We start from the raw sequence: 25,416 nt of genomic DNA on the forward strand, positions 1-25,416 counted from the left end.
CCGGTTTTTTGTAAGCTTAAGTTTTCGCTGACGGTTGGTGCGAAGTACTATTGTTGAGTCTTTGTGAAGGCGGTCTGTAATTAATTTTAAGCCCAGCTTGTCATACATCTACCGCCTTAAATTTTTTTTATTCCTACAAATATGGATAGCCACGAACTTGTAAGTGACTATCCATTAGCTTTGATTAAAAACTATAGGTAATACTGACTTCGTAGATTCGTCCGGCATAACGAACGCGAGATATGGCATCTTCATTACCACCAATAAATTCATACTCTTGTCTATTATTCAAATTGAATCCTCTGAAATTGAGCCTAGCGCCGTCATAAAATTTGTAGGAGGCAGATAAGTCGAGTCTTCCTCCAGAAGTTTGCTCTCTTGAGTCACTTCCTAAGAAAGATGTGTTTCCGCCAACATCCAATAATTTCGAAGCCTGCCAGTTATAGGCCAGGCGTATACTCACATCTCTATCTTCCCAATAGCCAATCAAGTTATAAGACCGCGGAGCAATACCTGTCATCCGTGTACTCTCTCCCTGATCCGTATTAACGTATGTGTAATTGAAAACGCCACCAAAACCATTCCAAGGATATGGCAAAAAATCTAGTTTTTGCTGAACAGCCAATTCATAGCCGTTAACAGATATAACATCATCGCTGTTGAATGAACGATTAACAGTAACGGTTCTATTATCGAGCACCTCTCCATTTTCTGCTACAAATGGTGCGATTTCTTGACATAACGGCAATGACTGACCCGCCACAGAAATAGACTCCAGCTCACCAAAAACATTTCCAAATAGAAGCTCCTGTCCGACTGGACAGATAGTTTCCCGTTGAAATAGTCCCGTTATTTCTTTTTTGAAAGCGCCTATTGAGATGGCACTTCCGTCTCGGTTGTACCACTCGAGAGAAAGATCGTAGTTATCCGAAGTGTATGGCTTTACGTCACTGCTAGGGAGTTCTAATTGGACTCTAGAGGGAGTGTTAGTCAGTGAGGATGAAGGTGTTTGAGAGCGTAAATTCGGCCGAACAATTCCTTTATAAAATGCGCCCCGCAAAATAACGTCTTCATGTAATTCTAACGCTAAATTAAAGGATGGTAGCGTATGTGAGTAATCAGTGTCGCGCTGAACAACCACAAGGGCTTCATTTTCTAACCCTGCTCCAACAATATCGTTATTTGTCTTGACGTATCTAATGCCGATGTTCCCAGAATAGCTGTAATTACTTATCTCCCCGTCGAACTCACTCATAACATAAGCTGCCTGAATCTTTTGTTCGACGCTAAAATTATCAGCAAACAATTGGTTAATACCATTTTGAGTTCTTACATAGAAACCTGTTGGGTCGGCAATAACACCCCCTTCAATATTCTCTAGACCATCTTGAAGAAGCGTCTTTAACCCTCGAGAGTTTAGAGACCGCCAGCCTTGCCCTGAGCCGAAGTATCCTGGGAAGTCTCCATTAAAATATGGGTTCTGGGCATCCACAAATAACACATCGTTGAAAATATTCTCCTCCGTTAAAGCACGCGTGTTAATTCCACCGGCACCGATTCGCAGATCGGTGTTTACTAGCTCTTCTTGGGATTGATAAACACCAAATTTTAAGGAAGTTAGTCTGCTAGTGTCACTTCCCAAATCGAAAAAGCGCTTTGCATTAAATTCAGCGCTATTAAACTCTCGTTCTGGGCGATCTACTCGACCATTTACGAAAAACGTTACGTCTCGAAAGCCTATACTATTTGGATCTAATCGACTGCTGAAGCCAGATAAGTCTACATTGGACCATACGCCGCTGTAGTCGAAATTATTAAATCCAGATGCATTTGTGAAAGCTTTTGATAAATCACCGTTACCTGTGTTTATCTCTACATCGATACCGGTTGGTGCCCAATTTGTTCTTACACCCGTATTGGGGTCGCGATACTGCCCTGGTCTCGTGGTGTGTCGAACATCTAGCCCTTGGTTTTGGAACTCGTTAAGTGACTCGGAGTAGGTAAGCTTTCCATCCAGTATCCAATCATTTGTAAGATAATCGCCGTAAAGTATTGCTCCTTTGGCCGTTTCTGTAAAAGACATCAGGCGGTTAGCTGGCGCCCAGTTAGCGTTTTCTATTAGTACATGAGATACAGCGTATACGGGTGTACCATCTTCTTCGCTATTGAGTTGAATTGGCTTGCCTAATGGCGTTATCGCTTGGCTAGCTACATCTACTTGGTTTCTTGCGGAAAACGAGACATCTTCAAAGTTGCTTTCAGTAAGGTCGCGTTTAGTATAAAGAAAGTGCATACCGAGTTTAAAGTCATCGGTTACACGATACTCAATATTCGCTGTTGCAGATATTCTGTCACCATTTTGAATTTCAGAAACTTGACCCGCTCTTGTAATCGCTCTTATAACTGCATTATCATCTAGACCGTGTGTGGCTTTATACTCAGCTAGGGAAGGTGTCACTATTTCATTTAATGTTGAATACTGAGTATAGTTCGCAGTATCACGACGATAGATTTGTTCAGAGCCGGCTAGCTTAAATGCAATGCCCAACTTATCTTCAATTAGATGTTTTACACCTGAAAATCTGAATTGTTGATTCCATTTGTCAGTCAATTCTTCATAGCGACCACCTAAGTTAACAGAATACTTATCACTCGTTTTGGAAAGAGCTTGCTGTAGCTTCTGATCTACAGTTCCAGCAATACCGCCTTCCTGTATGTCTGCAGTAGGAGATTTAATAACAGTTACACCATCAAAAACACTTGCTTCAAAAGATCCGAATGGATTTGAACCTCCCACTTCGCCCTCGCTACGGCTCGGCGTAGCAAAAGATTGACCTTCAGCAGTAGTTTTTACAAAACCTCCCGACAAGCCTCGAAGATTAATTTCAGAATTGCGTTGGCCATCATCAGTATTCAACTGAATACCAGGTATGGCTTGTAGTGCTTCACCTAAGTCTAATGCTGGTAGGCTATCGATATCTGAGGCTGAAATAATGTCAACAACTGAAGGCGCTTCTCTTTTTGTATTAAGTGCAGTTTCCAGCGACGACCTAACTCCTCTTACTTCAATGATTTCAGTATTATCATCGCTAGAAACACTAGATGAACTTGGGCTTTTTTCAAGATCTTGAGCAAATAAAGAGTGGGACCCAATAGAAAATAGTATACAGGCAGTACCACTTACTCTACCTGCTTTTGGAAATTTGATACGCATAAACGTTCCTTTTGAATACGTTATTGATGAATAGGTCTTTTAAGCAATAAGTAGCCTTCAAGACTGCTGGTCTCGGGACTATTAGCTTAATTCGCGATCAATACACTAAAAATCATTTACAGTAAATATTTATCAACACCAATCACACACTTTCATTACCGATCATTAACAATTGTATTTTTCACGACAAAAAAATATATTTAGTCTTAGTATCAGCTGCTTAATTTATGTAAAGATAATGTAAAGTTATTCGCAACACGAAGACACTCTCCACAGTTAGTACTATTATTTCAACGCACCATAATCTATAGAGATGAACCCACTAGTGAAGAATGTTGTTGCAACAAACCGCTTCGGATTAGGCGCTCATCCAGGTGAACTAGAGAAAGCATCAAGTGATCCACTGGATTACGTACTTAACCAAATAGCGCCTATTTCATTTGAAATCTGGGGCTCGGCACATTCTATAGCGCTAACGCTAAATCGAATGCGTAAATTAGATTCAGAAAAATCAAAAGAAGAGTCTAGGAAATATGGACAAGCCACGTATAGGCAACTAGCAGTAGGTACGCTTAATAATGCGATAAATAGTACACAGCCATTTATGTGGAGAATGCTAGATTTCTTCTCAAACCATTTTAGCGTTACTGCTCAAGGTGCATACCTAACTGCGCTATCAGGCACATTAGAACGTGAGGCAATAGCACCAAACCTGTTGGGTAGGTTTTCAGATATGTTACTTTCCACTTACCGTCACCCAGTTATGCTAGCGTATTTAAATAATGAAAAGTCAGTTGGTCAAAATTCTCGACTGGGTAAAAAGGGAAAAGGACTGAATGAGAACCTAGCCAGGGAAATACTTGAATTACATACATTGGGCATAGAGGGCGGATATACGCAAAAGGATGTTATTGCGCTTGCTAACGGCATCTCAGGTTGGGGCATACAGAATCCAGATAAAACAGAGGGGGAGCTTTTTTCTTTTAGGAAAGCGGGCCACGAGCCAGGTTCGCAAAACTTGCTTGGCCGCAAATTTGATCAAACCAACCAACAGCAAGGCGAAGCCATGATTCATTTTATAGCATCTCAACCAGCTACCGCTAAATTCATAAGCGGAAAACTGGTTAAACATGTTGTCAGTGACTCACCCTCACCTGCATTACTCAAATATGTTGAACAGACTTGGATAAACACGAAGGGAGATTTGAAAGCGGTTTACACCGCGCTTGTTACCCACCCACACGCTTGGCTTATCACCAGTGAAAAATTTAAAACACCTAGGGAGTTTTTTATATCAACGAGCAGAGGTCTCGGTCTTAAGTCAGTAAAAGAGGGAAGCTCTATTCGTATTTTGAAAAATATGGGCCAAGCACCACTTAAAGCAGGAAGCCCTGCTGGCTATGCAGACTCAGAAGACTTCTGGAACAGTGGTTATGGATTGATGGCTAGAGCCGACTGGATAGCGTCGCTAGGTATAGATAAGAACATAGAAGTAAAGACAATAGCAGATAGTGTTCTTGGGCCGGCGCTATCTAAAAACACCCAGCAACTAATGATGCGAGCAGAGAGTCGTGATCGAGCTTTCGCACTATTGTTTTTGAGTCCCGAATTTATGAGGAGATAAAAATGCAACGGCGTACATTATTGAAAATTCTAGCGAGCGGTGCCGTTATGCTTCACTCGCCTACTTTATTTGCGGCTCAACAGACCGATAAAACAAAATCATTAAAGCGTGTGGTTTGGATATTGCAACGAGGCGCTGTAGACGGCTTGCATACAGTTATACCTGCCTTTGAGAAAAGTCTATCATCGATGCGCCCAAATTTAATGTCAGGGCTTGACGATGCCTTTGCTGTAGACAATAACTATAAATTTCATCCGTCACTCTACAATCTACACGATTTATTTAAGCGCAAAGAACTATCGTGTGTTGTAGCGACATCGACTGGATATAAAGGCCGATCTCATTTTGATGGTCAGGATTACTTGGAAAGCGGGTTGGCAAGTGCAAACTTACAGTCTGGCTGGCTTGGCCGTGCGATGAATGTCCTTGGCACCGAAGGTATAGCAATATCCAAGACAATGCCTTTAGCTTTTAGGAATTCACTACGAGGCAGTAACTTTTATCCATCTAAATTTAATAAATCAATAGATAGCTTAACCGATGATCTAGCTGCGCTCTACCAATTTGATGAAAAACTCGCGAAATCACTGTCGGCAGGCAAGGAAATAAAAGATGCATTGATGGGCGATAACAAGGGGAGCCGTCAATCCTCGTTTTCAAAATTGTGTAGCGAATGTGCCGATATAATGAAATCAAAATCGAATATACAGTTTGTAATGTTAGAGAGCGGAGGCTGGGATACGCACAAGGCACAAAGCGCGAAATTGTCTAGAGAGTTAAAACAACTAGATAGCGGTATTGCACAGCTAAAGAAAGGCCTAGGCAGTGATTGGAACAATACTCTTGTATTAGTTACATCAGAATTTGGGAGAACTGTGCGAGAAAATGGCACAGGCGGCACTGATCATGGCACGGCTGGTAGTATGTTTATTGCAGGGGGTTCTCACCTCGGTGGTTCCGTTCGTGGAGAATGGCCGGGCATTTCTGAATACAAACTATTTGAGAACCGCGATTTACTGCCAACAACGAATACAATTTCTTGGATTGCCACAGCACTAAAACAGCACCTTAGTCTAAGCCCGAGTCAAATCAAATCTATTTTCCCCAACGACTCCCCGTACGAACATAGACTTTTTGACTAACTTACTGTGTATTAGGCTCGAGAAGCTATCAAAGTTTAACTAGCCAAAAATTAATTCATGAGGCTGTAATGTTTTTCAAAATCGTCTGTCTTAGACACCCTACCCAACGGGTTTACCATGTAAAGGCTATCATTGATATCCCTCGTCAAAATGAACAGACATCAATTATTCCATATTTGCGATCATGCCTTAATTTTGGTTCGAATATCTAAGTTGCTTGCCCCTGAATTTACTAGGCTATCCTTAACGCCTCAAACGAAAACGTGAGCTACTTTTTTGCTCACCATTATTCAAAATAGGTTATATTGTTAGGAGTCGCACAGCTTTCAGTAATGCATCAACGGAGTGAATATGCACAAAGCTTTTATATTTTTTGGATTGTTAGTTCTGTGCATGCCAGCTCTTTCCCAACAACCCAAAAATGTCATTTTTATTCTCGCGGACGATCTTGGATGGAACGACACATCAATTTATCAACCAAATAAATTTTATGAAACACCTAATATTGATGCTCTAGCTCAGAAGGGCATGACCTTCACTCATGCCTTTAGTAATAGTCCGCTATGCTCACCCACTAGAGCGTCAATACTCACTGGACAAACACCAGCACGCCATAATATTTTAAATCCCAATATAAACAATACAGCAGTTAGACTCACCGCATTAGAACAGTCCGCGGGGCCAAGCGATCAACCTGCCACCACCCCGTTAACCGCCACGCGGTTAGATACTTCACTGCCAACCCTCGCGAAGGTTTTAAAAACAAAAAACTACCAAACTGCACATTTTGGCAAATGGCACCTTGGTGCTTCTCCATACAGCGCGTTAGAACACGGCTTTGATATTGATATTCCTCATTTTAGCGGTCCAAGTCCTACTGGAGGGTATCTTGCACCTTGGTCATTTGCCCCCAACCTTGAGCCAGATATACCGCTAGAACATATCGATATGCGCCTGGCCAAAGAAGCTAAGCAGTGGATTGCTGAGACTCATGCAAACGGTCCGTTCTTCGTTAACTTCTGGCCATTTTCCGTTCACGCTCCATTTAGTGCCAAAGCTGATTACGTCACGTATTTTAGAGAGAAGCGCTCACCATTTAATAGCCAGCGCAGTGCGACCTACGCAGCGATGATCAAACATTTTGATGACGCTATTGGTATTTTATATAGCGCATTGGTAAATGCTGGTATAGAGAAAGACACCATAATCGTTTTCACCTCTGATAATGGTGGAAATATGTATGATGTATTAGGTGAAATACACCCAACGAGTAACTTTCCATTAAGGGGAGGTAAGGCAACGCAGTATTCAGGCGGAAATCGGGTTCCTACCTTTATAATTTGGCCGGGGTTGACGCAAAAAAATACAATAAGCGAAACGCCAATTCAGACAGTAGATTTTTATCCAACGCTACTTAGAGGACTGAATATTGACTTACCTAATGAGCACTTAATAGATGGTACTGATATAAGACCTATTTTGACCGGCGACACCATTGATATGCGGCCCATTATTACGTATTACCCGACAATGCCGCGTATACCTGATTGGCTCCCCCCGTCAGCAACAATAATGTATGACGGCTGGAAACTTATAAAGACTTTTTTTTATGGCGAAGGTGAGCCTCACCGACACGCCCTATACAACATGGTTGATGATATCGACGAAACGGTAAACTTGGCCAATGCAGCAACCGATAAACGCGACGAACTCGACAGTCTGTTGACAAGTTACCTTATGCTATCAGGTGCAGCGCTTCCTTTACAAAATCCAGACTATCAACAAGGGGCGTTTAATTTCGATAGTATTGGTAACTCGGCAAGCAAATATAGATTGCCCGAGGACCGCGTATCTTCAAAATTAACGCTTAATATCAACGCGTCGCGGCGTCAGGCTAGTGCTGGCGACAAAATCACCTTGTCATGGGAACTGTTAAACACAGAGGGAAAGAGCCAAGTAGACTATCAACAATTTATGGGCCCAGATATCAGTGTTGAGGCAACAAGAGATAGACTTTCATTCATAGCTCCAGTGGTTAGTACTTCTCAATTCATCAGTTTCGCATTTATTGCACAGGACAGCGTTAAAACAATTCGCAAGCAAATTGCTGTGCAAATACTACCCGTAAATAGCCCTCCCACTATTCGCATACTTAACAACAGTCTTTCAGCCACTGCTGGTAGCTCGGTATCCATTGAATACAAGCTCAGTGATACCAATAAAGATCTGCTTTCCCTGCAAGCAGTAAGCGCCTCACTTTCTCTGAATGAGGCTGTGGATGTAACGCAGAGTACTTACGGAGTTAGCATACCTAAGTCATTTTCCGGGAAAGAAGCCTCACTAAAGCTAACTGTGTCTGATGGCGATACAACGGACAGCGAAACATTAATTATTTCAGTCTCACAGCCTAAGGCAGAAAGTAATACTCCAGATAATAGCTCAACTCCTGACACGTCCAATGGAGGAAGCATATTTTGGTCAATACCAGTCCTTTGGATATTTTTACGTGCGAGAAGTTATTTTGGTAGCAAGGCTTAAAACAGTTCTATTACCAATATTTACTCGGTGCTTTGTTATGTCGCCATAGCACATCGTAGAGTTCTGGAAGCCCTTCAAATTACATCGCGGCTCTCGAGCTCAACTTAAAAATAACATAAAAGTTCTGTTACTAACGTTCCTTAAGTTTCCACTATTTGCTCTCAGTTAAATCCTACCGAACACCAAGTGATTAATTATGATTGTTAATGATATTTAAAAAACTCAACCTTGTGGACATTACAATTATCAAAATATTTTGTACAACACTGAAATACTTAAACAAAATTATTTAATAATTTGACCCTTGAAAATAAATGTCGAAAACGTAGAAGCGATATCACTCAAAAATATTCAGTATTAGACTAATGAATAGTCTAAGTTTCATTACAAATGATGACAAATGACTTGTTTTGACTGTTTCATGTGGTTAATATGGGTTCACAAAGATTTAACAATACATTTAAGAAACACACTTAAATCACACAACAAAGAGAATGGGTCGATGCAGAATACAAGATCAAATATAAATAGAAAGCTGTTGGGCAACACAGCAGCACTTTTATTAACCATTAGTTCTCCTACATTGCTCGCGCAAGAAGTGAACACGGCAGTTAATAGCGCACAGCAGAATACTGACAAAAAGCAGCAAGACGAGAGCGTAGAAGTTATTGAAGTCTCTGGTGTAAGAGCCTCGCTTGAAGATGCGCTTAATACCAAACGTAACGCCGCATCTATCGTTGATGCTATCTCAGCTACTGATATCGATGCTTTGCCTGCATTAGATTTTGGTGAGGCACTTCAAGCTATTCCGGGCGTTCAGTTGAACACTGATGAAGAAGGCAGACAAAGTACTATCAGTCTTCGTGGTTTAGGTAGTGGGTTCGTAAAAACAACGGCAATGGGCCAATCGTTTGCGACGCCCTCGGGCGCAAATAACATTAATGCTGTGGGCGAACCAAATCCATTTGCAGCATTTGAAGCCAGTATTTTTGACGGTGTAACCGTTGTTAAAAGTCCGACAGCAGACCTTCAGGCTGGAGGTATTGCCGGTATCGTCGATCAGAAGCTTCAGCAAGCCTTGTCAAAGAAAGACGGTTCAGCATCAATAAGTGTAGGCGGACGCTATGAGGATCTAACAGGTAACGTAGACCCGAACTTTAGGATCTCTGGCGTTAAACACCTTATGGACAAGAAATTAGGTGTAGCTTTCAAGCTGGCGGGTTCAGGACAAACATTTAGACGAGATACTTTTGATATTGTCGATTATACATCTGTAGATACTGTGGACGGAGATGTTCGTGCCACCAATATTGCCGAGTATCGCGAGAAATGGGGCTTAGCTGAAGATGCACAACTTACAGCGCCAGCGCGCGCTCGAAACGTAAGTGAGTACAGTGATGGCGATAGAATCTCGTTCTCTGGTAATATCGAGTACCGCGTCAGTGAAAACTTTAAGCTTGGCGCGCATTTACTCTTCTCAGAACGTGACTTAGCTGACGGAACGAAAGAAGCTTCAACTATCAGCCCTGGCTTTAATACTCGCCGTCGTGACAGAGATAATTTCGATGCTCGCGTAACACTAGATATGGATACAGCACCGTTTGCTTACGATAGAACTTCTGACGAAGAAGGCGCTCCTTTAGTGTATGCAGTATCTAACTATGACTTCACGGATGGCTCTCTTCAAACAGAAAACCGTAAGACCACTTTTAGAGAGAAAACAGAAGGCATTATTCTTTACGCTGACTACTTCACAGACGAATGGGCTTTCGACGGCACGCTTACGCATTCTGAGGCTAGCAATGAGTTTCAAAACGTAGGATTTACATTTTTATCTAACCAAGATTGGCGCGACTCTTTCAATTTTACAGACGCAGACGGTCGTCGAAATGGCGTAGATAGCGTTCCAACTGGCTTTAATGGCTCTATTAACTCAGGCAACGGCAACTTAGACAATATCTTTGTTCAAGGTGAATACGATCAGCCATATGTTTATAACAACCTAGTATGGCAGGTTCCAAATTTAAGTTCGTTAAGCGTTAACTCAGTATCTGACGCTAACCAAGGCAGACGCCTAGCATTCAGAATTACAGGCCGCGTTCGCGATTTGTCTAGAGAAGTAAGCAGTGCTGAATTTAACGCAGAGCGCTTCGTTGATTTTGGCTTAGGCGACGCACTAAACTTTGAAACTATAAAATTTGGCGCGAGGTTCTCAAGAGAGTCTCTTGAAAGTATCGACCAAGGACAAGGTTTAGCCGGTGTTGATACAAGTAATATCTCTGATGCATTCTTAACCGATAACATATTGTCTTCAGAGCAAGGTGATTACTTTGGCGGAAATATCCCTGGTACATTTGACAACACATCAGGATGGTTGACCATCGACAATGATTTAGCATTGGACATGTTACAGCAAGGCATCGAGACCGATGTCAATAATATCCCGACTGCGACCTCTTTTAGCACTCCATTTGCAGGTTTAGAGCGCAACAGAACCGGGTTTTGGGACCAGCAGGACCGAAACAGCGGTTTACCAAATAACCTAGGCTTTAACTTTGCTGCAGACCAAGATATCTTAGCAGTGTATGCCATGACTGACTTTGGCGGAGAGCTAGGATCAGTTCCGTATCGCGGCAATATTGGCGTTCGCCATATTCAAACCGATAATACGTTTGATGGATTTGAAACCCAAGTGGATGATCGAGGTCGAAATGGTATAGCAGCACCGGTTACTTTTGAAGACGATTATCAACATACGCTGCCTATGGCAAACATTACTTTCGAAGTTCACGAAGACGTGTTGCTCAGAGGTGCATACTATGAAGGTATCGTTCGTCCTAACCTACTTGCACAGCGTCCAACTGCCGCTTTGCGCGGAGGCAATCAATCGGTTCGTTTAGACCTACCGACAGCAACAGTACGTCCTTATGAAGCGAAGAATTACGACCTTTCAGTAGAGTGGTATAACCGCGAAGGTAGTGCAATCTCAGTAGGTTACTTTAAGAAAGAGATCACAAACTTATTTGATTCTGAACAAGGCTTTTGTCCTGAGCCAGGTACAAACCCCATTGTTGACCGCTTACTGGGCGACATAGAGCGCACACCTGGGACTAATGGACGAGAGTTTGGTTGTATTCAAACGACACCTATCATTGACGATGACGGTAACGAAAACTTGAGAGAAGTAAATATCACTGCTCCTATCAATATTTCAGATAAAATTACCGTTACAGGCTATGAGGTTGCAATCCAGCAGAAGCTTGATTTTCTTCCTTACCCGTGGAACGGCTTTGGCGGTGTATTTAACTACACAAGCTTAGATCAAGAAGGCAGTGAAATTGAGTTAACGCGTGTATCACCGGAATCGTTCAACGTAATTACCTACTGGGAAAATGACGGAATAAGCTTACGCTTGTCGTACAACTGGCGTGACGATCAAACGCTTAGAGGCGCTAACTCGTTCTTAGGTACTAATGCCCGTACAAGAAAGGCAATAGGCCGATTGGATTTTGTAGGTCAATATGCGCTTAATGACAAAACTAAGTTGTTCTTACGTGCTTTCAACTTAACTGATGAAGTTGGCGAGGAGTTCTTAGGCACAGACGAACGTGCTGTCAGCCGTTTAACGTATACAGGACGTATCTATCAATTAGCTGTTAACTACAGATTCTAATTGTAACAAGTAAGGTTGGCTGGGGCGCAAGCCCTCGCCTTCTTTATAGTTTTCACAAGAACCTTCAAAATTTTACGCAAATTTTACGCGTTTTCACTTCCCTTCCTTGATACATTTAACACAGTATTTTCACAAAGAACAATTGAGTTAACTGTATGCGCGATATCGCAGTTACATGCTCCATTATGATATTTGCTGTTCTGGTAAGTTGGCTGCTAAGCAGTTCATTTTTACCGTTAGGTGGTACGCTACTCATCTTGCAGCTTGGCTCTGTTGCCTGTGCAATTATATTTTCTCGCTTTAACGGTATTTTAGCGGCTCTGTTTGGCGCCGTGAGCTTCAACTTTTTCTTCACCGAGCCTTTTTATTCAGTTCGAATGAGCAATGCCGACGATGTCGTTAATATGGCAACTTTCATTGTCGTCGCCATTCTGACAAGTGAATTAACTGCGTTTTATAAGAAACAACAAACAGCCCTTCGAAAGGCCCAATTACAGGCGAATGTACTTCGTTCAGTTTCACACGACTTACGTACACCACTCTCCTCAATTATAGGCTCTATGGAAACATTAGATTCTTACTATCACTCATTATCTGAAGAAGATAAGCGAGAATTAATAAAAGGCAGCATCTCTGAGAGCAGGCGTTTACACACCTATGTCGAGAATATTCTTCAAGCCACAAAAATTCAGAGCGACTTACTCATTGCAGGAAGAGAGAAAGTCACTATCCGCTTTATCATTGATAACCTCTTAGCTAGGTTTAGCACCAACCGGATTTTCGTTACCTATAAAAACAGCAATGAGCATTTTACTGCTAGCGGGCCGCTTCTGGAGCAAGCGTTATTTAATATAATCGACAATGCACTTAAATTTAGCAGCCAAGCAGTGAAAGTGATTGTTAGCAACGACGCGAAAAACACATACTTTTCTATTGAGGACTCAGGCATTGGCCTTAAAAATGGCGATACTGAATCACCTTTCCTCCTGTTCTCTTCTTCACGCGATGGTGATGTTGGAAGAGGCGGTATTGGTCTTGGACTTAATGTGGCCAAAGGAATAGCAGAAGCTCATAAAGGAACGCTGATACTTCAAAATTTGGATCAAGGTTGTCGTGCAATTCTTTCTATCCCTAATTTAAGCGAGCAGTTTTCATGAATACCGTTCTGATTGTTGAAGATGAAACTCACATTCGCCGAATGATAAGTATCGCTTTGAAAGCTGAAGGGTTTAAAACTAAAGAATCAGGTAGCGTGCAAGACGGACTAGTACTTGCTCTAAAAGAAAAGCCTGAATTAATAATATTGGATCTTGGACTTCCTGATGGGGATGGCAAAGAAATCCTAAGGCGCGTGAGACAGACTAGCAGCGTACCCATTTTGGTTTTATCAGCGCGACATTCAGAGGATGACAAAGTCGAGCTTTTAATGTCAGGAGCAAATGATTACGTGAGTAAACCGTTCAGTATAAAGGAACTGATTGCTCGTATAAGGGTTCTCCTACGCGATATTACGCCAGTTATTCCTGAAGCTGAACGCATAAGAAATTTTCAAGACCTCAACCTCGACTTAAATAGTGGGTTGTTAACCTTTGGAAAGACGCATGTTTCGCTCACACCCAAAGAGCTCTTGTTGATGGATGTTTTAACAAGGGATGTTGGGATTTTCGTCAACCAGACAGTGCTTATGCGCACAATTTGGGGGAACCATAATAGCGAAGATACCCATTACATTAGAATTTTGATTAGCCACTTAAGAAAAAAACTTTCATCACTGAACACAAATCAATTTTCAATAGAGACTTCCGCGGGCCACGGCTACCGGTTTGTATTTAATCACTCGGAGTAAACTTATGGCACATTTTACGGTAATAGGGTTAGGCCGATTTGGATTAACAGCTAGCACTGAACTTATACATATGGGGCATACTGTCACTGGGATCGATAAAGACGAGAAGCTCGCTGAACAATACGCAGGACAATTAACTCAAACGCTTATATGCGATGTCACTGATGAAAGGGCGCTTAAAGAATTAAACCTTTGTCAAAGTGAAGCGGTTCTTGTTGCAATAGGTGAAGATATGCAAGCCAGCTTGCTGTGTACACTGCATATTAAAAACTTAGGCGTCAAAGACATCTGGGTGAAAGCAAACACAGCAGCACACCATACAATACTCTCCAAATTAGGTGTGACGCGAATTGTACACCCCGAGGAAGAGATGGGTGCGCGTGTTGCACAGGCATTAAATTATCCCATGGTGAGTGATTATCTAAGCGTTGGCCATGGCAATTATATAGTCGACATACATCTTCCATTGTCTTTTCAGCCTACTAGCATAGAGCAATTAATTAAAGGTTTTGAAAATTCGATACATTGTTTACTGTTAAAACGGGAGCAAGAAGTAACACAATCTCCATCCGCTTCTCATATTGTACGCGAACGCGATACACTTATTATGTATGGCCCTAAAGAGGCCTTAGTCAGAATTGCTCCAAGGTTGAAGTAATGACGCGCTGGAACTTACAACAACGCCCAATATCCAGAAAAGCAAAAAGCGCTTACAAAATACAGGCAGCACCGCCTCTCATTTTATCGCTGAGCTTTTTAGCAGTAATAGCGATTGGTACCTTGCTACTACTGCTTCCCGGCATGACCACTCAACCTATTTCATTTTCACAGAGCCTATTCACTGCAACGTCGGCAGTAACTGTCACTGGATTGGTCGTTGTTGATACAGGAACGGTATTTACTCAAGTAGGGCTCACTATCATTGCTCTATTGATTCAAATTGGCGGCCTTGGATTGATGACCTTCGCAGTAGTAACCTTAATTGCACTAGGCAGCAAAATATCGTTTTTACAGCAATCTGCTATTAAAGAGGCATTTAATCAAACGGATTTATCTACACTAGTTTCTACCGCTAAATCAGTGCTCTTGTTTGCGTTAATAATCGAATTGCTAGGCTTTATTATTTTATCGATTTTTTGGTTACAGACTAAGCCTATCGGAGAAGCGCTGTTTCACGCATTTTTCTATACGGTTTCTGCTTTCAACAACGCAGGTTTCGCCCTTAGCGCCAATAGCCTATCCTCGTATGTCGGAAATCCTGTGATCAATCTCACGATAACTGCCTTATTTATCATTGGTGGTTTAGGCTTCTCCGTATGGATAGATTTAAACAAAAAGCGAGCATGGCGGCCTCTTTCTGTTTATAGCAAGCTAATGATTAGTAGCACTTTTATCATCAACGGCATCGCGCTAGTTTTGATTTACTTTATTGAAAAAGATAATCCCAATACCCTTGGTGGTTTAGACTCATCGTCTAGATTTTGGGCAGCATGGTTTCAAGCCGTAACGCCTCGAACCGCTGGATTTAACACTATCGATATAAGTGCGCTAGAAAATGCTACAACGTGGCTAACGCTTCTGCTTATGTTTATAGGGGGAGGGTCTATGAGTACAGCGAGCGGAATTAAGCTTGTTACTTTTGTCGTGCTAATCATGTCAGCATATAGCTATTTGCGCCGTGACCCCTCGCCATCAATATTCGGAAGGTCGCTATCTACCGAGACCAGAGGAAAAGCACTAGCACTGACTCTTCTTTCAACTGCGGTATCGTGGCTAGCAATATTCATTCTATCAATAACCGAAAAAGCTGATTTCCTAGATGTAGTTTTTGAAGCTATTTCCGCTCTCGGCACGGTGGGGTTATCTAGGGGGTTAACGGGTGATTTGTCTGATGCTGGTGCAGTCGTAATTATCTTTTTGATGTTTATAGGCCGCTTGGGACCGTTAACTATTGCGTACTTCCTAGCTAGCCCTCGTCAGGTAACAATTAGATACCCAAACAGCACTATTCCTGTAGGATAAAAGATACATCGAAAGGCGTCAGATGACGCCTTTCTCTTATTAAATCAAAAGTTACGAGACTAAAGACTTAACATATGACGTTATTGATTCATCTTTGCCATTTTCAAAAAGGCATTTCTGAAAACGTTCTCCAGATAAAGCAACTTTCACAAGCTCTTGGTCAATTTTCTTCAACGTATCGACGTAATCATCGCTCGACAACGCCGCTTTTAGATCTGCTAAGATGGCGGCATTGCGAACCTGAGGCTCTTTTCTCTCAACAGGATATCCAGCGCCTCGCTCACCAGTTAATGCTTTCTCAAAGATATAACGTGCATTAAGCTCTGCACCCCAGCCAAAACCTTTCGCAAAAGGAAGTGCCAATGCATTACCGTTGTTAACTTGGTTAAACAAAAATGCATCTGAAGGGTCGATACAATAACCACAGAATACACCGGGTTGAGCATTCAACGACATCAGAGCACCTTGCCCAGTACCACAACCAGCAATAACGAAATCTACTGCACCAGAATTTATCAATGTTCCGGCCATGATACCCAAATGCACGTAGGTAAGATGATGATCGGTTTCACTGTTCATCCCTACATTGTGGACACTATGACCTAGGGAATCGGCTACAGATTCTAGCTCTTTAAGAATTACAGGATTTTTTGACGCCTGGCTATTTTCCATCATTAATGCAATCTTCATGACTACTCCTGAATAAATTTGAAAGACATGCTCATCATAACATCTTTAACGATCATTAATAAGCACGCCAGATAAAATCATGCACTTAAGAACCTTAATTTCCAAAGTATTTCACAATCCAAGTGCCATTACTCGTTGATAAGGTTAATCAATTGTTAGCATCCGCACTCTTCCCATGATATTTTATGATTGGATATAATCGATTTTGGCACCAATAGTTCATGTTTCGACAACTCTTATTACTTATTCTCACAGGTATTGTGCTTAACGCTTTCGCTGGTGAGCCTGAACAGTGTGGTTCGTGTCATCAAGAGCAATTATCTGACTGGCTAAAATCGGATCATAGTAAAGCTATGGATGTAGCCACAGAAGCAACGGTAAAAGGTAATTTTGACAACCTTGTATTTGAGCACTTCAATCAAAAAGCGACATTTTTTAAGCGCGACGGCAAGTACTTTATAAAGTTTGAAGAAAATGAACACACTACAGACTATGAAGTGAGTTACGTATTTGGTCACTTTCCTCTTCAAGAATACCTTATCAAAACTGACAGCGGAAAAATGCAGGTGTTCCCTTTTGCATGGGATTCAAGAGAAAAATCAATTGGTGGCCAAAGGTGGTATCCCATTTATCCCGATGAAGAAATTAGCCAGCAAGATAGGTTACATTGGTTGCAACCGTTACAGAATTGGAATGGGATGTGTGCAGACTGTCACTCATCAGGTTTACAAAGAAACTACGACAGTGAAAGAGATTCCTTTAAAACAGTTTGGAACGAAGTTAACGTTTCTTGCCAATCATGTCACGGTAAGCTTTCTAACGGTCACTACAAAAAAAGCAAAACATCCCATTCTGCTCTTACTAAAGACGAACAGAAAAATATTGGCAATTGGTTGCTAGGCGAAAATGACGATATCGCTTCTTGGACAGGTCCCGAAAGAGACAACCGTTTTATGGATACCTGTTTTGCTTGCCATTCGCTTCGCACGCCGCTCACTGATGGGATCGACCCATCTGAACCGTTTTTATCACAATTCAAGCCTGCCTTGTTGTCAACGCCTCAGTATCATGTAGACGGGCAAATTCGAGATGAGGTGTACGTATATGGGTCCTTTTTACAAAGTAAAATGTTCGAGGCTGGTGTGAATTGCAATGATTGTCACAATCCTCACACTGCCAAAGTAAAAGTAGAAGGAAACGGGCTTTGTTTACAATGTCATAAATCATCGACATTTGATGATGTGAAGCACCATCGTCACGAACCTGATACCGCAGGTTCACAATGTGTGAACTGTCATATGCCGACGAATACCTATATGGGTGTCGATGAACGACGAGACCACAGCTTTCATATTCCGACACCAAGTTTAAGTGAAAAATTCGATACGCCAAACGCTTGTAATGGTTGCCATGAAGATAAAAGCGCAAAGTGGGCTAAAGATAGCTTAATTGACTGGCATGGCGCTCCAACTTCTCCACATCCTACAGAAATGCAATATATGCGATTACTAAGTGGTGAACGTTTAACAGCAAATCGCCACATTGCGTTGGCAAAAAATAGCTCACTTCCAGACATTAAGCGAGCCACCGTCATATCTTTATTGCCTAACACTCTTCAAACCCTACCCTACAATTACGCCAAGGTATTAGCATCTGACAGCAGCCCGTTGGTGCGACTTGCCTTTGCAGACATCTCATTTCTAGTTGATAGAAACAAAAGGTCCCAACTTTTAAAACCTTTGCTTCAAGACCAATTCAGAGCCATCAGAATTGCCTCGGCAGAGCAACTGATCGCTTCAGGTGAGGTGTCGCTCGTTTCATCTACTGTTTTGAGTGAAATGACAGAGTCATCACAACAGACACTATGGCGAGGTGAGGGCAATTTAAACGCTAGCTTGGTTCAAGCGAACTTAGGGAACTTTGACAAAGCAGAAGAATTCTTAAAAGCAGGCATATCAAGAGACCCTTTCTTTGAGCCTAATCACATTAATTTGGCCAATCTGTATCGCTCATTGGGCAAGGATCACTTAGAAGGCTCAACACTTAAAGACGGTCTAGAAGCTAACCCTCAATCTTCATTAATGCATTACGCTGAGGGTATGCGTTTGATAAGAGCCCAAGATATAGATACTGCTATTATCCACCTGACAAAGGCCAACAATATCGAGCCTAGCAATAGTAACTATTTGTACATTTTGATGTTGGCTTTAGACAAAGCGGGAGACACCAAAGGTGCGATAGAAATTTTGAAAGACAAGGTTTCATCAGTGAATAATCAATTTGAATTGCTTCAACTTGGTCTAAATTTTTCTCAAAAATTAGGGCTTCGAATTGAATACATGCACTTTAAGAAAGAATTGGAAAAAGCGCAACGCCAATAATTTATGCAGCTAGTGATATAGATAAATTTAACATTATTGTAGGGAGAAACTGAATGTCTGAAAAGTTAGGTGTAGTCGAAGATATGGGAGGCGGCATTAAGCGCCAAATACTTGCTTATAACAATGATGCTATGGCCGTCAAAGTATGGTTTGAGAAGGGCGCAGAGGGCTACGCTCACAGCCACCGTCATACCCAAATAGTGTATTGCGAAGAGGGAGAGTTTAACTTCACCATCGGAGGCGAATTAAAGGTATTAAAGGCAGGTGATAGCTGTGCTATCGATCCACATGTTGAGCATGGTACAACAACAGAAACGGGCGGTATCCTTATAGATATGTTTAGCCCGATGCGAGAAGATTTTTTGTAAGACTCTAGCTAGGAGTATTACTGTCTTCGCCTCATAAAAAAAGCTGCAAATTTGCAGCTTTTTTGACTATCGTAAACCTTTATTTGTAAATGATCTGATTCACAATATTCTCTAGACCTTCCTGCTTTCCTGAAATAGGCTTAGGATCTAAGGATTTCACTTTAGTGTGCTCGGCTAAAGATTCCAACGACATATTTCCATCAAGAATTTCTCGTCCGAACACCGAGTTCCATTCTGCATAGCGACTCTTTACATTACTGCCTAGCACGTCGTTTGAAATAAGCTCGTAAGCTTTCTTTAAGCCTAACGCACACGTGTCCATACCGCCTATGTGACCTAAAAACAGATCTTCGGCGTCTAAGCTTTGGCGCCTTAGCTTCGTATCGAAGTTAAACCCACCTGATGTATAACCACCGTTCTTTAAAATTTCATAACAAATGAGCGTCATTTCTTCCACTGAATTAGGAAACTGATCGGTGTCCCAACCCAGCTGAGCATCTCCGCGATTCGCATCGATAGAACCAAAAATATCAAGTGCAAAGGCAGTCGCCACTTCGTGATGAAATGAATGCCCTGACAAAGTTGCATGGTTTGCCTCGATATTTACTGCAAACTCTTTCTCCAAACCGAACTCTTTTAAGAAACCATACACAGTGGCCGTATCATAGTCATACTGATGCTTAGTAGGCTCTTGCGGCTTCGGCTCGATAAGCAGTAAGCCATCAAAACCAATTTTATGTTTATGCTCAACAACCATATTCATAAAGCGCCCTAGCTGCTGACGTTCTCGCTTTAAATCTGTATTCAAAAGAGTTTCGTAGCCTTCACGGCCACCCCATAACACATAGTTAGCGCCGCCAAGCGCTTTCGTCGCATTCATCGCGTGATACACTTGTGTCGCTGCGCGAGTGAAAATCTCAGGATTAGGATTGGTAGCTGCGCCTGACATGTAACGAGGGTGGCTAAATACGTTTGCAGTGCCCCACAAGAGCTTCATCCCGGTTTCTTCTTGTTTGCGAGCTAAAACATCGGTCATCTCAGCGAAGTTTCGAATATAGTCTTGTACTGAATCACCTTCAGGGGCAACGTCGATATCATGGAAGCAGTAAAACGGCGTGCCCAGCTTTTCAAAAAAGGAAAACGCCACATCTGCTTTCTGCTTAGCTCGCTCCATTGGGTCGCCGGCAGCAAGCCACGGTCTATTAAATGTGCCACCACCAAAAACGTCAGCGCCGTCCCAACAGAAATTGTGCCAGTAACACGTAGCAAAGCGAAGGTGCTCTTCCATTGTTTTTTCACCAATAACCTCTTTAGGATTATAGTGTTTAAACGCCAAAGGGTTGGTTGACTCCGGTCCTTCATATTTAATTGAAGGTATGCTTTCAAAATAGTTGCTCATTATTTTTCCTTTTTTGTACGCGCTGTATGGCCACGTAGCTGTCGTTTCTAAATTTTTACTCTCAACTTGATTTCAAGAGAAGAATGGTTCAACGGCGTAGTACAGTTCTCTAAATTTTTGTCGTTTACTGAGGTAGTGAACATGGACCTCGCTGTTCGGCACATAAGTTCCCTCTAGCGTAGGCTTGAAGCACACATCTGAGATATCTAAACTTGGGTTAGCCGCTAATTGCGCTAAACGCGCCGCTCCTAAAGCCGGTCCAACATCCCCTCCTTGACGATATTCCAACTCGTAGCCACTAATATCACTTAGTAGCTGACGCCAAAATGTGCTTTTCGCGCCCCCACCAATAAGACTGATAGAGGTTGCAGCAATACCACTTTGATGCACTGCATCTATGCCATCGGCTAGTGCCATAGAAACCCCTTCTATAACCGCTCGCGCCATGTGTACACGCTCAGTTGATGCAGATATGCCAAAAAAAGCAGCTTTTGCCGAAGGATTGTTATGAGGGGTTCTTTCACCGGTCAGATATGGAAGGAATACTGGGGTTTGTGTATCTAAATGACTGGTGTGTGCTTGCACATCATCAATCATGCTGCCGACGTCTTTATAACCGCTCTGCTTGGCGTGCCAATCTAAGCAACTTGCGGCACTCAGCATCACTGACATCAGATGCCATCGGTTGGGGATAGCGTGGCAAAAGCTATGAACGGCTTGGGCGGTGTTTACAGTAAACCGATCGGTGACCGCAAAATAAACGCCTGATGTGCCGAGCGACAGCATGGCGTGACCAGATTCATAAATACCGCAACCGATTGCGCCTGCCGCATTGTCTCCTGCACCACCTGAGAGAATCACATTCTGCATTCCCCAACGAGTTTGGAGAGAGTCTTTTAAGTGTCCTGTAACACTATTACCCTCATAAAGAGCAGGCATGTTGTCCACATTTAGGCCACATGCGGATAACAGCTCTTCATCCCACGAGCGAGATTCAGTATTTAACCACATCGTCCCTGCCGCATCAGACATATCTGTGCCAAACTCGCCCGATAGTTGATAACGCAAGAAATCTTTAGGAAGAAGGACCTTGCTAACTTTAGAGAAAATCTCAGGCTCATTCTTTTTCACCCAAAGTACCTTCGGGGCTGTAAAGCCCGCCATTATAAGGTTACCGGTGCGAATAGACGAATCTGGAACTAAGCTACTTAGCTCCTCACATTCTTGCGTGCTTCGGCCGTCATTCCACAAAATTGCGGGTCTTAAAACGCTTCCTTTATCGTCAAGTAATGTGGCTCCATGCATTTGACCGCTCAATCCAATTGATTTCACTTTTGATAAATTTACTTCACGGCTCAGTTCATCTAAGCAATCACAGGTAGCTTGCCACCAATCTTGGGGATCTTGCTCAGACCAAAGCGGATGAGGCATTGAGACACTCAAAGGTCGTGATACGGTTCTAACTACATCACCCGCATCATTCATTAACACCGTTTTCACACCAGAAGTGCCTAAATCTATTCCTACGTACATCATCTTGTCTCATACAAATAAGAGCTTATGAACAGATGTTGATTACTAAAAGCGTTTATATCAATTACGAAATTTTGTAATCGTTTTGTTAATTACCACATACTGGTTTAGTATGCTTAAAACTAATAAACATAATAGTTATTATGTAATTTGTTTATACGCGGGAATCTGACATGTTCGAGAAAGCGCACAGTATTACGCTACTCCTTAATGCAAGTAAGATATTTGACAGACAAATAATTGAAGGTATCGGACGCTACCTTCAGGCATCAAATGCTGACTGGGATTTGTACTTAGAGGAAGATTTCTTAACTCGATTAGATCATTTCGATGAATGGCGCGGCGATGGTGTTATTGCAGACTTCGACAACCCGGCAATAGAGAGAACATTATCGAATACCTCTGTTCCTGTAGTTGGTGTTGGTGGCTCTTATCAAGATAAAGATAATTACCCTGGCGTACCTTATGTTGCGACAGATAATTACGCGTTAGTTGAAGCGGCCTTTGAACACTTAAGACAAAAAGGCATTGAGCGATTCGCGTTCTATGGAAGCCCAATTAGTCACAATCAACGGTGGGCGCAAGAACGAGAACAAGCGATGCTAAACATAACTAAACGGCATGGATATGAATGCTATGTGTATCGCGGTCATGCGGTTAGAGCTGAGACGTGGCAGTATTCCCAAAAACGTTTGACCGACTGGCTTAAAAGCTTGCCTGCGCCTACCGGTATAGTCGCTGTTACAGATTCCCGGGCGCGCCACCTGCTTCAGGCATGTGATCATTTGGGCCTTTTGATCCCAGAGCGTTTTGCCGTCATCGGTATAGATGATGATGAACTTACTCGTTTTTTAAGTCGAGTTAGCTTGTCTTCTGTTAGACAAGGCTGTCTAGAGATGGGCTTCCAAGCTGCAAAAATACTGCACAAACAGTTAAAAGGAAATACCCATAAAGCCACACAACTGCTCGTTCCTCCCGTAACAGTTGCAGAAAGGCAGTCTACCGACTTCAAGGCCATAAAAGATCCTCTCGTCATGCAGGCATCTCACTTCATAAGAATGAATGCATGTAAAGGGATTAAAGTTGACCAGGTCCTAGATCATATAGGTATTTCTCGTTCGAACTTAGAAACCCGATTTAAAGAAGAGCGAGGCCACAGTATCCATACTGAGATACACAACGAGAAACTCAACCGAGCTTGCAGCATGCTTAAGGAGACAGACATACATAGCAGTGAAGTGGCACAACGTTGTGGGTATCCTTCTGTGCAATATATGTATGCGCTATTTCGAAAGCACTTTGACCAAACACCCGTAGAATATCGCCAAAAATTGCAGCCTGAACATTATAAAAACCGGTCAGAAAGCTCACTTACAAACATCTCCTAAATTACGACAATAACAACAGAGAAAACGATATGGACACAACATCAGCAAATGACTTCTCACAAGAACCCACTAGCACAGGGTTTATTCTCTTTATCACTATTGTAGCAACAATAGGAGGCTTCCTGTTTGGATTCGATAGTGGCGTGATCAATGGAACAGTAGATGGCCTTCAAGCTGCGTTTAACTCACAAAGTATAGGTACCGGTTTCAACGTATCGAGTATGCTTTTAGGTTGCGCCGTAGGTGCTTTTTTTGCCGGCCGACTAGCCGACAAATATGGCCGTAAGTCTTTGTTACTTGTCTCTGCGGTTTTCTTTTTAATAAGCGCGTGCGGCTCCGGAATTGCCACTAGCAGTTTTGAATTTGTTATTTATCGCATAATTGGTGGACTTGCTGTAGGAGCAGCTTCGGTAATGGCACCTGCCTATATCGCAGAAGTGTCTCCAGCAAAATATAGAGGTACGCTAGCCTCTATACAGCAAATCGCCATTATTGGCGGGCTATTTACCGCTTTTCTCAGTAACTACTTCCTCGCCGATTACGCGTCGGGTTCAACGCAGAAACTATGGCTTGATTTTGAAGCGTGGCGCTGGATGTTTTGGATGGAAATTGCTCCTGCATCACTTTTCTTATTAATGTTACTTTTTATTCCGGAAAGCCCTCGCTTCCTTGTCGTTAAGCAGAAAACTGAACAGGCAAACGCGGTACTGAATAAACTGTATGGCTCTCAGGGTGACAATAAGCTTTCTGAAATAAAGGCCTCATTGTCCAACGATCATAATCCCCAATTGAAAGATCTCATTGATAAGCGTTCCGGCAAATTAAAGTCGATAGTCTGGGTTGGTATTGGGCTAGCGGCGCTTCAACAACTTGTTGGTATTAACGTTGTTTTTTATTACGGAGCGGTGTTATGGCAAGCAGTAGGATTTTCAGAGTCCGATGCCTTGCTGATAAATGTTATCAGTGGCGCTATAAGCATTGCAGCATGTCTTGTTGCATTAGCAATCATTGACAAAATAGGTCGTAAGCCACTACTAAAGTGGGGTTCTATCGGTATGACAATCACACTTACTATTTTAACGATTGCATTTTTGAATGCGGAGCAAACTGCTGATAACAAACTAGCTCTTAATGACTGGGGCCCCGTAGCATTGATAGCCGCTAATCTATACGTATTTTGCTTCAATTTTTCATGGGGACCAGTAATGTGGGTAATGCTTGGAGAGATGTTTCCAAACCAATTACGAGGCTCGGGCCTTGCGGTAAGCGGACTAGTTCAGTGGTCGACTAATTTCCTAATAACGTGGTCGTTCCCTATGTTGCTCGCAGGAATTGGTCTTGCCGGCGCTTATGGGCTTTACGCCATATTCTCATTACTATCAATTGTATTTGTCATTCGCTATGTATACGAAACGAAAGGCTTAGAGCTTGAGGATATGAAGGGCTAATCATCTTTCAACGGAAGGGTCGAAACGGTCTTCAAATTAAAAGGTGCCCTTAGCAAGACTAGGGGGCACCTTTTTAATCTGGCTTCTATACAGTAATAAATTGACCGAATCTCGACAGTTTTTCTTTTATGTGTGTGGCTATGATTTTAT

16 protein-coding genes are annotated in these 25,416 nt (G+C 42.3%); 12 read left to right on the forward strand and 4 right to left on the reverse strand.

The features are described 5' to 3' along the window. Positions 1-184 precede the first annotated feature (184 nt). The gene (locus tag O9X84_RS15800) at positions 185-3,214 is read right to left on the reverse strand and encodes a TonB-dependent receptor (RefSeq protein WP_269520653.1); all 3,030 of its coding nucleotides are present in this window, start codon (positions 3,212-3,214) and stop codon (positions 185-187) included. Between the two features lie 325 nt (positions 3,215-3,539). On the opposite strand from O9X84_RS15800, the gene O9X84_RS15805 reads away from it, so the two are divergent. The 8 genes from O9X84_RS15805 to O9X84_RS15840 all read left to right on the forward strand — a co-directional run bounded on the left by O9X84_RS15805 (position 3,540) and on the right by O9X84_RS15840 (position 16,059). Further along, a complete protein-coding gene (locus O9X84_RS15805; protein ID WP_269520654.1) occupies positions 3,540-4,838 on the forward strand; it encodes a DUF1800 domain-containing protein in 1,299 nt (432 codons plus the stop codon). 2 nt (positions 4,839-4,840) lie between these two features. Then, positions 4,841-5,980: a DUF1501 domain-containing protein gene (locus O9X84_RS15810; protein WP_269520655.1), complete on the forward strand. Its 1,140-nt coding sequence runs from the start codon at positions 4,841-4,843 to the stop codon at positions 5,978-5,980. Positions 5,981-6,331: 351 nt separating this feature from the next. Further along, positions 6,332-8,518 carry a sulfatase gene (locus O9X84_RS15815; protein ID WP_269520656.1) on the forward strand — a complete coding sequence of 729 codons (2,187 nt, stop codon included), beginning with the start codon at positions 6,332-6,334 and terminating at the stop codon, positions 8,516-8,518. A gap of 502 nt (positions 8,519-9,020) precedes the next feature. Beyond that, positions 9,021-12,191, forward strand: coding sequence for a TonB-dependent receptor (locus tag O9X84_RS15820; RefSeq protein WP_269520657.1), 3,171 nt, complete (start codon positions 9,021-9,023; stop codon positions 12,189-12,191). Positions 12,192-12,346: 155 nt separating this feature from the next. Beyond that, complete coding sequence (locus O9X84_RS15825) at positions 12,347-13,348, forward strand: sensor histidine kinase (protein ID WP_269520658.1); 1,002 nt, start codon at positions 12,347-12,349, stop codon at positions 13,346-13,348. After that, on the forward strand, positions 13,345-14,037 hold the full coding sequence (locus tag O9X84_RS15830; protein WP_269520659.1) for a response regulator: 693 nt from the start codon (positions 13,345-13,347) through the stop codon (positions 14,035-14,037). Before O9X84_RS15825 ends, O9X84_RS15830 begins: the two co-directional genes overlap by 4 nt. 4 nt (positions 14,038-14,041) lie before the next feature. Continuing rightward, positions 14,042-14,695, forward strand: coding sequence for a potassium channel family protein (locus O9X84_RS15835; protein WP_269520660.1), 654 nt, complete (start codon positions 14,042-14,044; stop codon positions 14,693-14,695). Further along, positions 14,695-16,059: a TrkH family potassium uptake protein gene (locus O9X84_RS15840; protein WP_269520661.1), complete on the forward strand. Its 1,365-nt coding sequence runs from the start codon at positions 14,695-14,697 to the stop codon at positions 16,057-16,059. The genes O9X84_RS15835 and O9X84_RS15840 overlap by 1 nt, the downstream gene beginning before the upstream one ends. Before the next feature lie 51 nt (positions 16,060-16,110). On the opposite strand, the gene O9X84_RS15845 is transcribed toward O9X84_RS15840, so the two are convergent. Beyond that, a complete protein-coding gene (locus O9X84_RS15845) occupies positions 16,111-16,749 on the reverse strand; it encodes an RpiB/LacA/LacB family sugar-phosphate isomerase (protein ID WP_032096132.1) in 639 nt (212 codons plus the stop codon). 221 nt (positions 16,750-16,970) lie between these two features. Between O9X84_RS15845 and O9X84_RS15850 the strand changes: the two genes are divergently transcribed. Together O9X84_RS15850 and O9X84_RS15855 are read left to right on the forward strand one after the other, a co-directional pair. Further along, on the forward strand, positions 16,971-19,130 hold the full coding sequence (locus O9X84_RS15850) for a multiheme c-type cytochrome (protein WP_269520662.1): 2,160 nt from the start codon (positions 16,971-16,973) through the stop codon (positions 19,128-19,130). Between the two features lie 53 nt (positions 19,131-19,183). Then, positions 19,184-19,498, forward strand: coding sequence for a cupin domain-containing protein (locus tag O9X84_RS15855; RefSeq protein WP_269520663.1), 315 nt, complete (start codon positions 19,184-19,186; stop codon positions 19,496-19,498). 79 nt (positions 19,499-19,577) lie between these two features. On the opposite strand, the gene xylA is transcribed toward O9X84_RS15855, so the two are convergent. Further along, positions 19,578-20,897, reverse strand: coding sequence for a xylose isomerase (xylA, locus tag O9X84_RS15860; protein WP_269520664.1), 1,320 nt, complete (start codon positions 20,895-20,897; stop codon positions 19,578-19,580). A 72-nt stretch (positions 20,898-20,969) separates the two neighbouring features. After that, positions 20,970-22,430 (reverse strand): xylulokinase, encoded by a 1,461-nt coding sequence (gene xylB / locus O9X84_RS15865; protein ID WP_269520686.1) that lies wholly within the window; start codon positions 22,428-22,430, stop codon positions 20,970-20,972. A 173-nt stretch (positions 22,431-22,603) separates the two neighbouring features. On the opposite strand from xylB, the gene O9X84_RS15870 reads away from it, so the two are divergent. After that, on the forward strand, positions 22,604-23,818 hold the full coding sequence (locus tag O9X84_RS15870) for a XylR family transcriptional regulator (RefSeq protein ID WP_269520665.1): 1,215 nt from the start codon (positions 22,604-22,606) through the stop codon (positions 23,816-23,818). A 29-nt stretch (positions 23,819-23,847) separates the two neighbouring features. Next, the gene (locus O9X84_RS15875; protein WP_269520666.1) at positions 23,848-25,266 is read left to right on the forward strand and encodes a sugar porter family MFS transporter; all 1,419 of its coding nucleotides are present in this window, start codon (positions 23,848-23,850) and stop codon (positions 25,264-25,266) included. Positions 25,267-25,416: the final 150 nt, after the last annotated feature.

The sequence above is a fragment of the Alteromonas sp. BMJM2 genome (genome assembly GCF_027257845.1).
Taxonomy (GTDB): Bacteria; Pseudomonadota; Gammaproteobacteria; order Enterobacterales; family Alteromonadaceae; genus Alteromonas.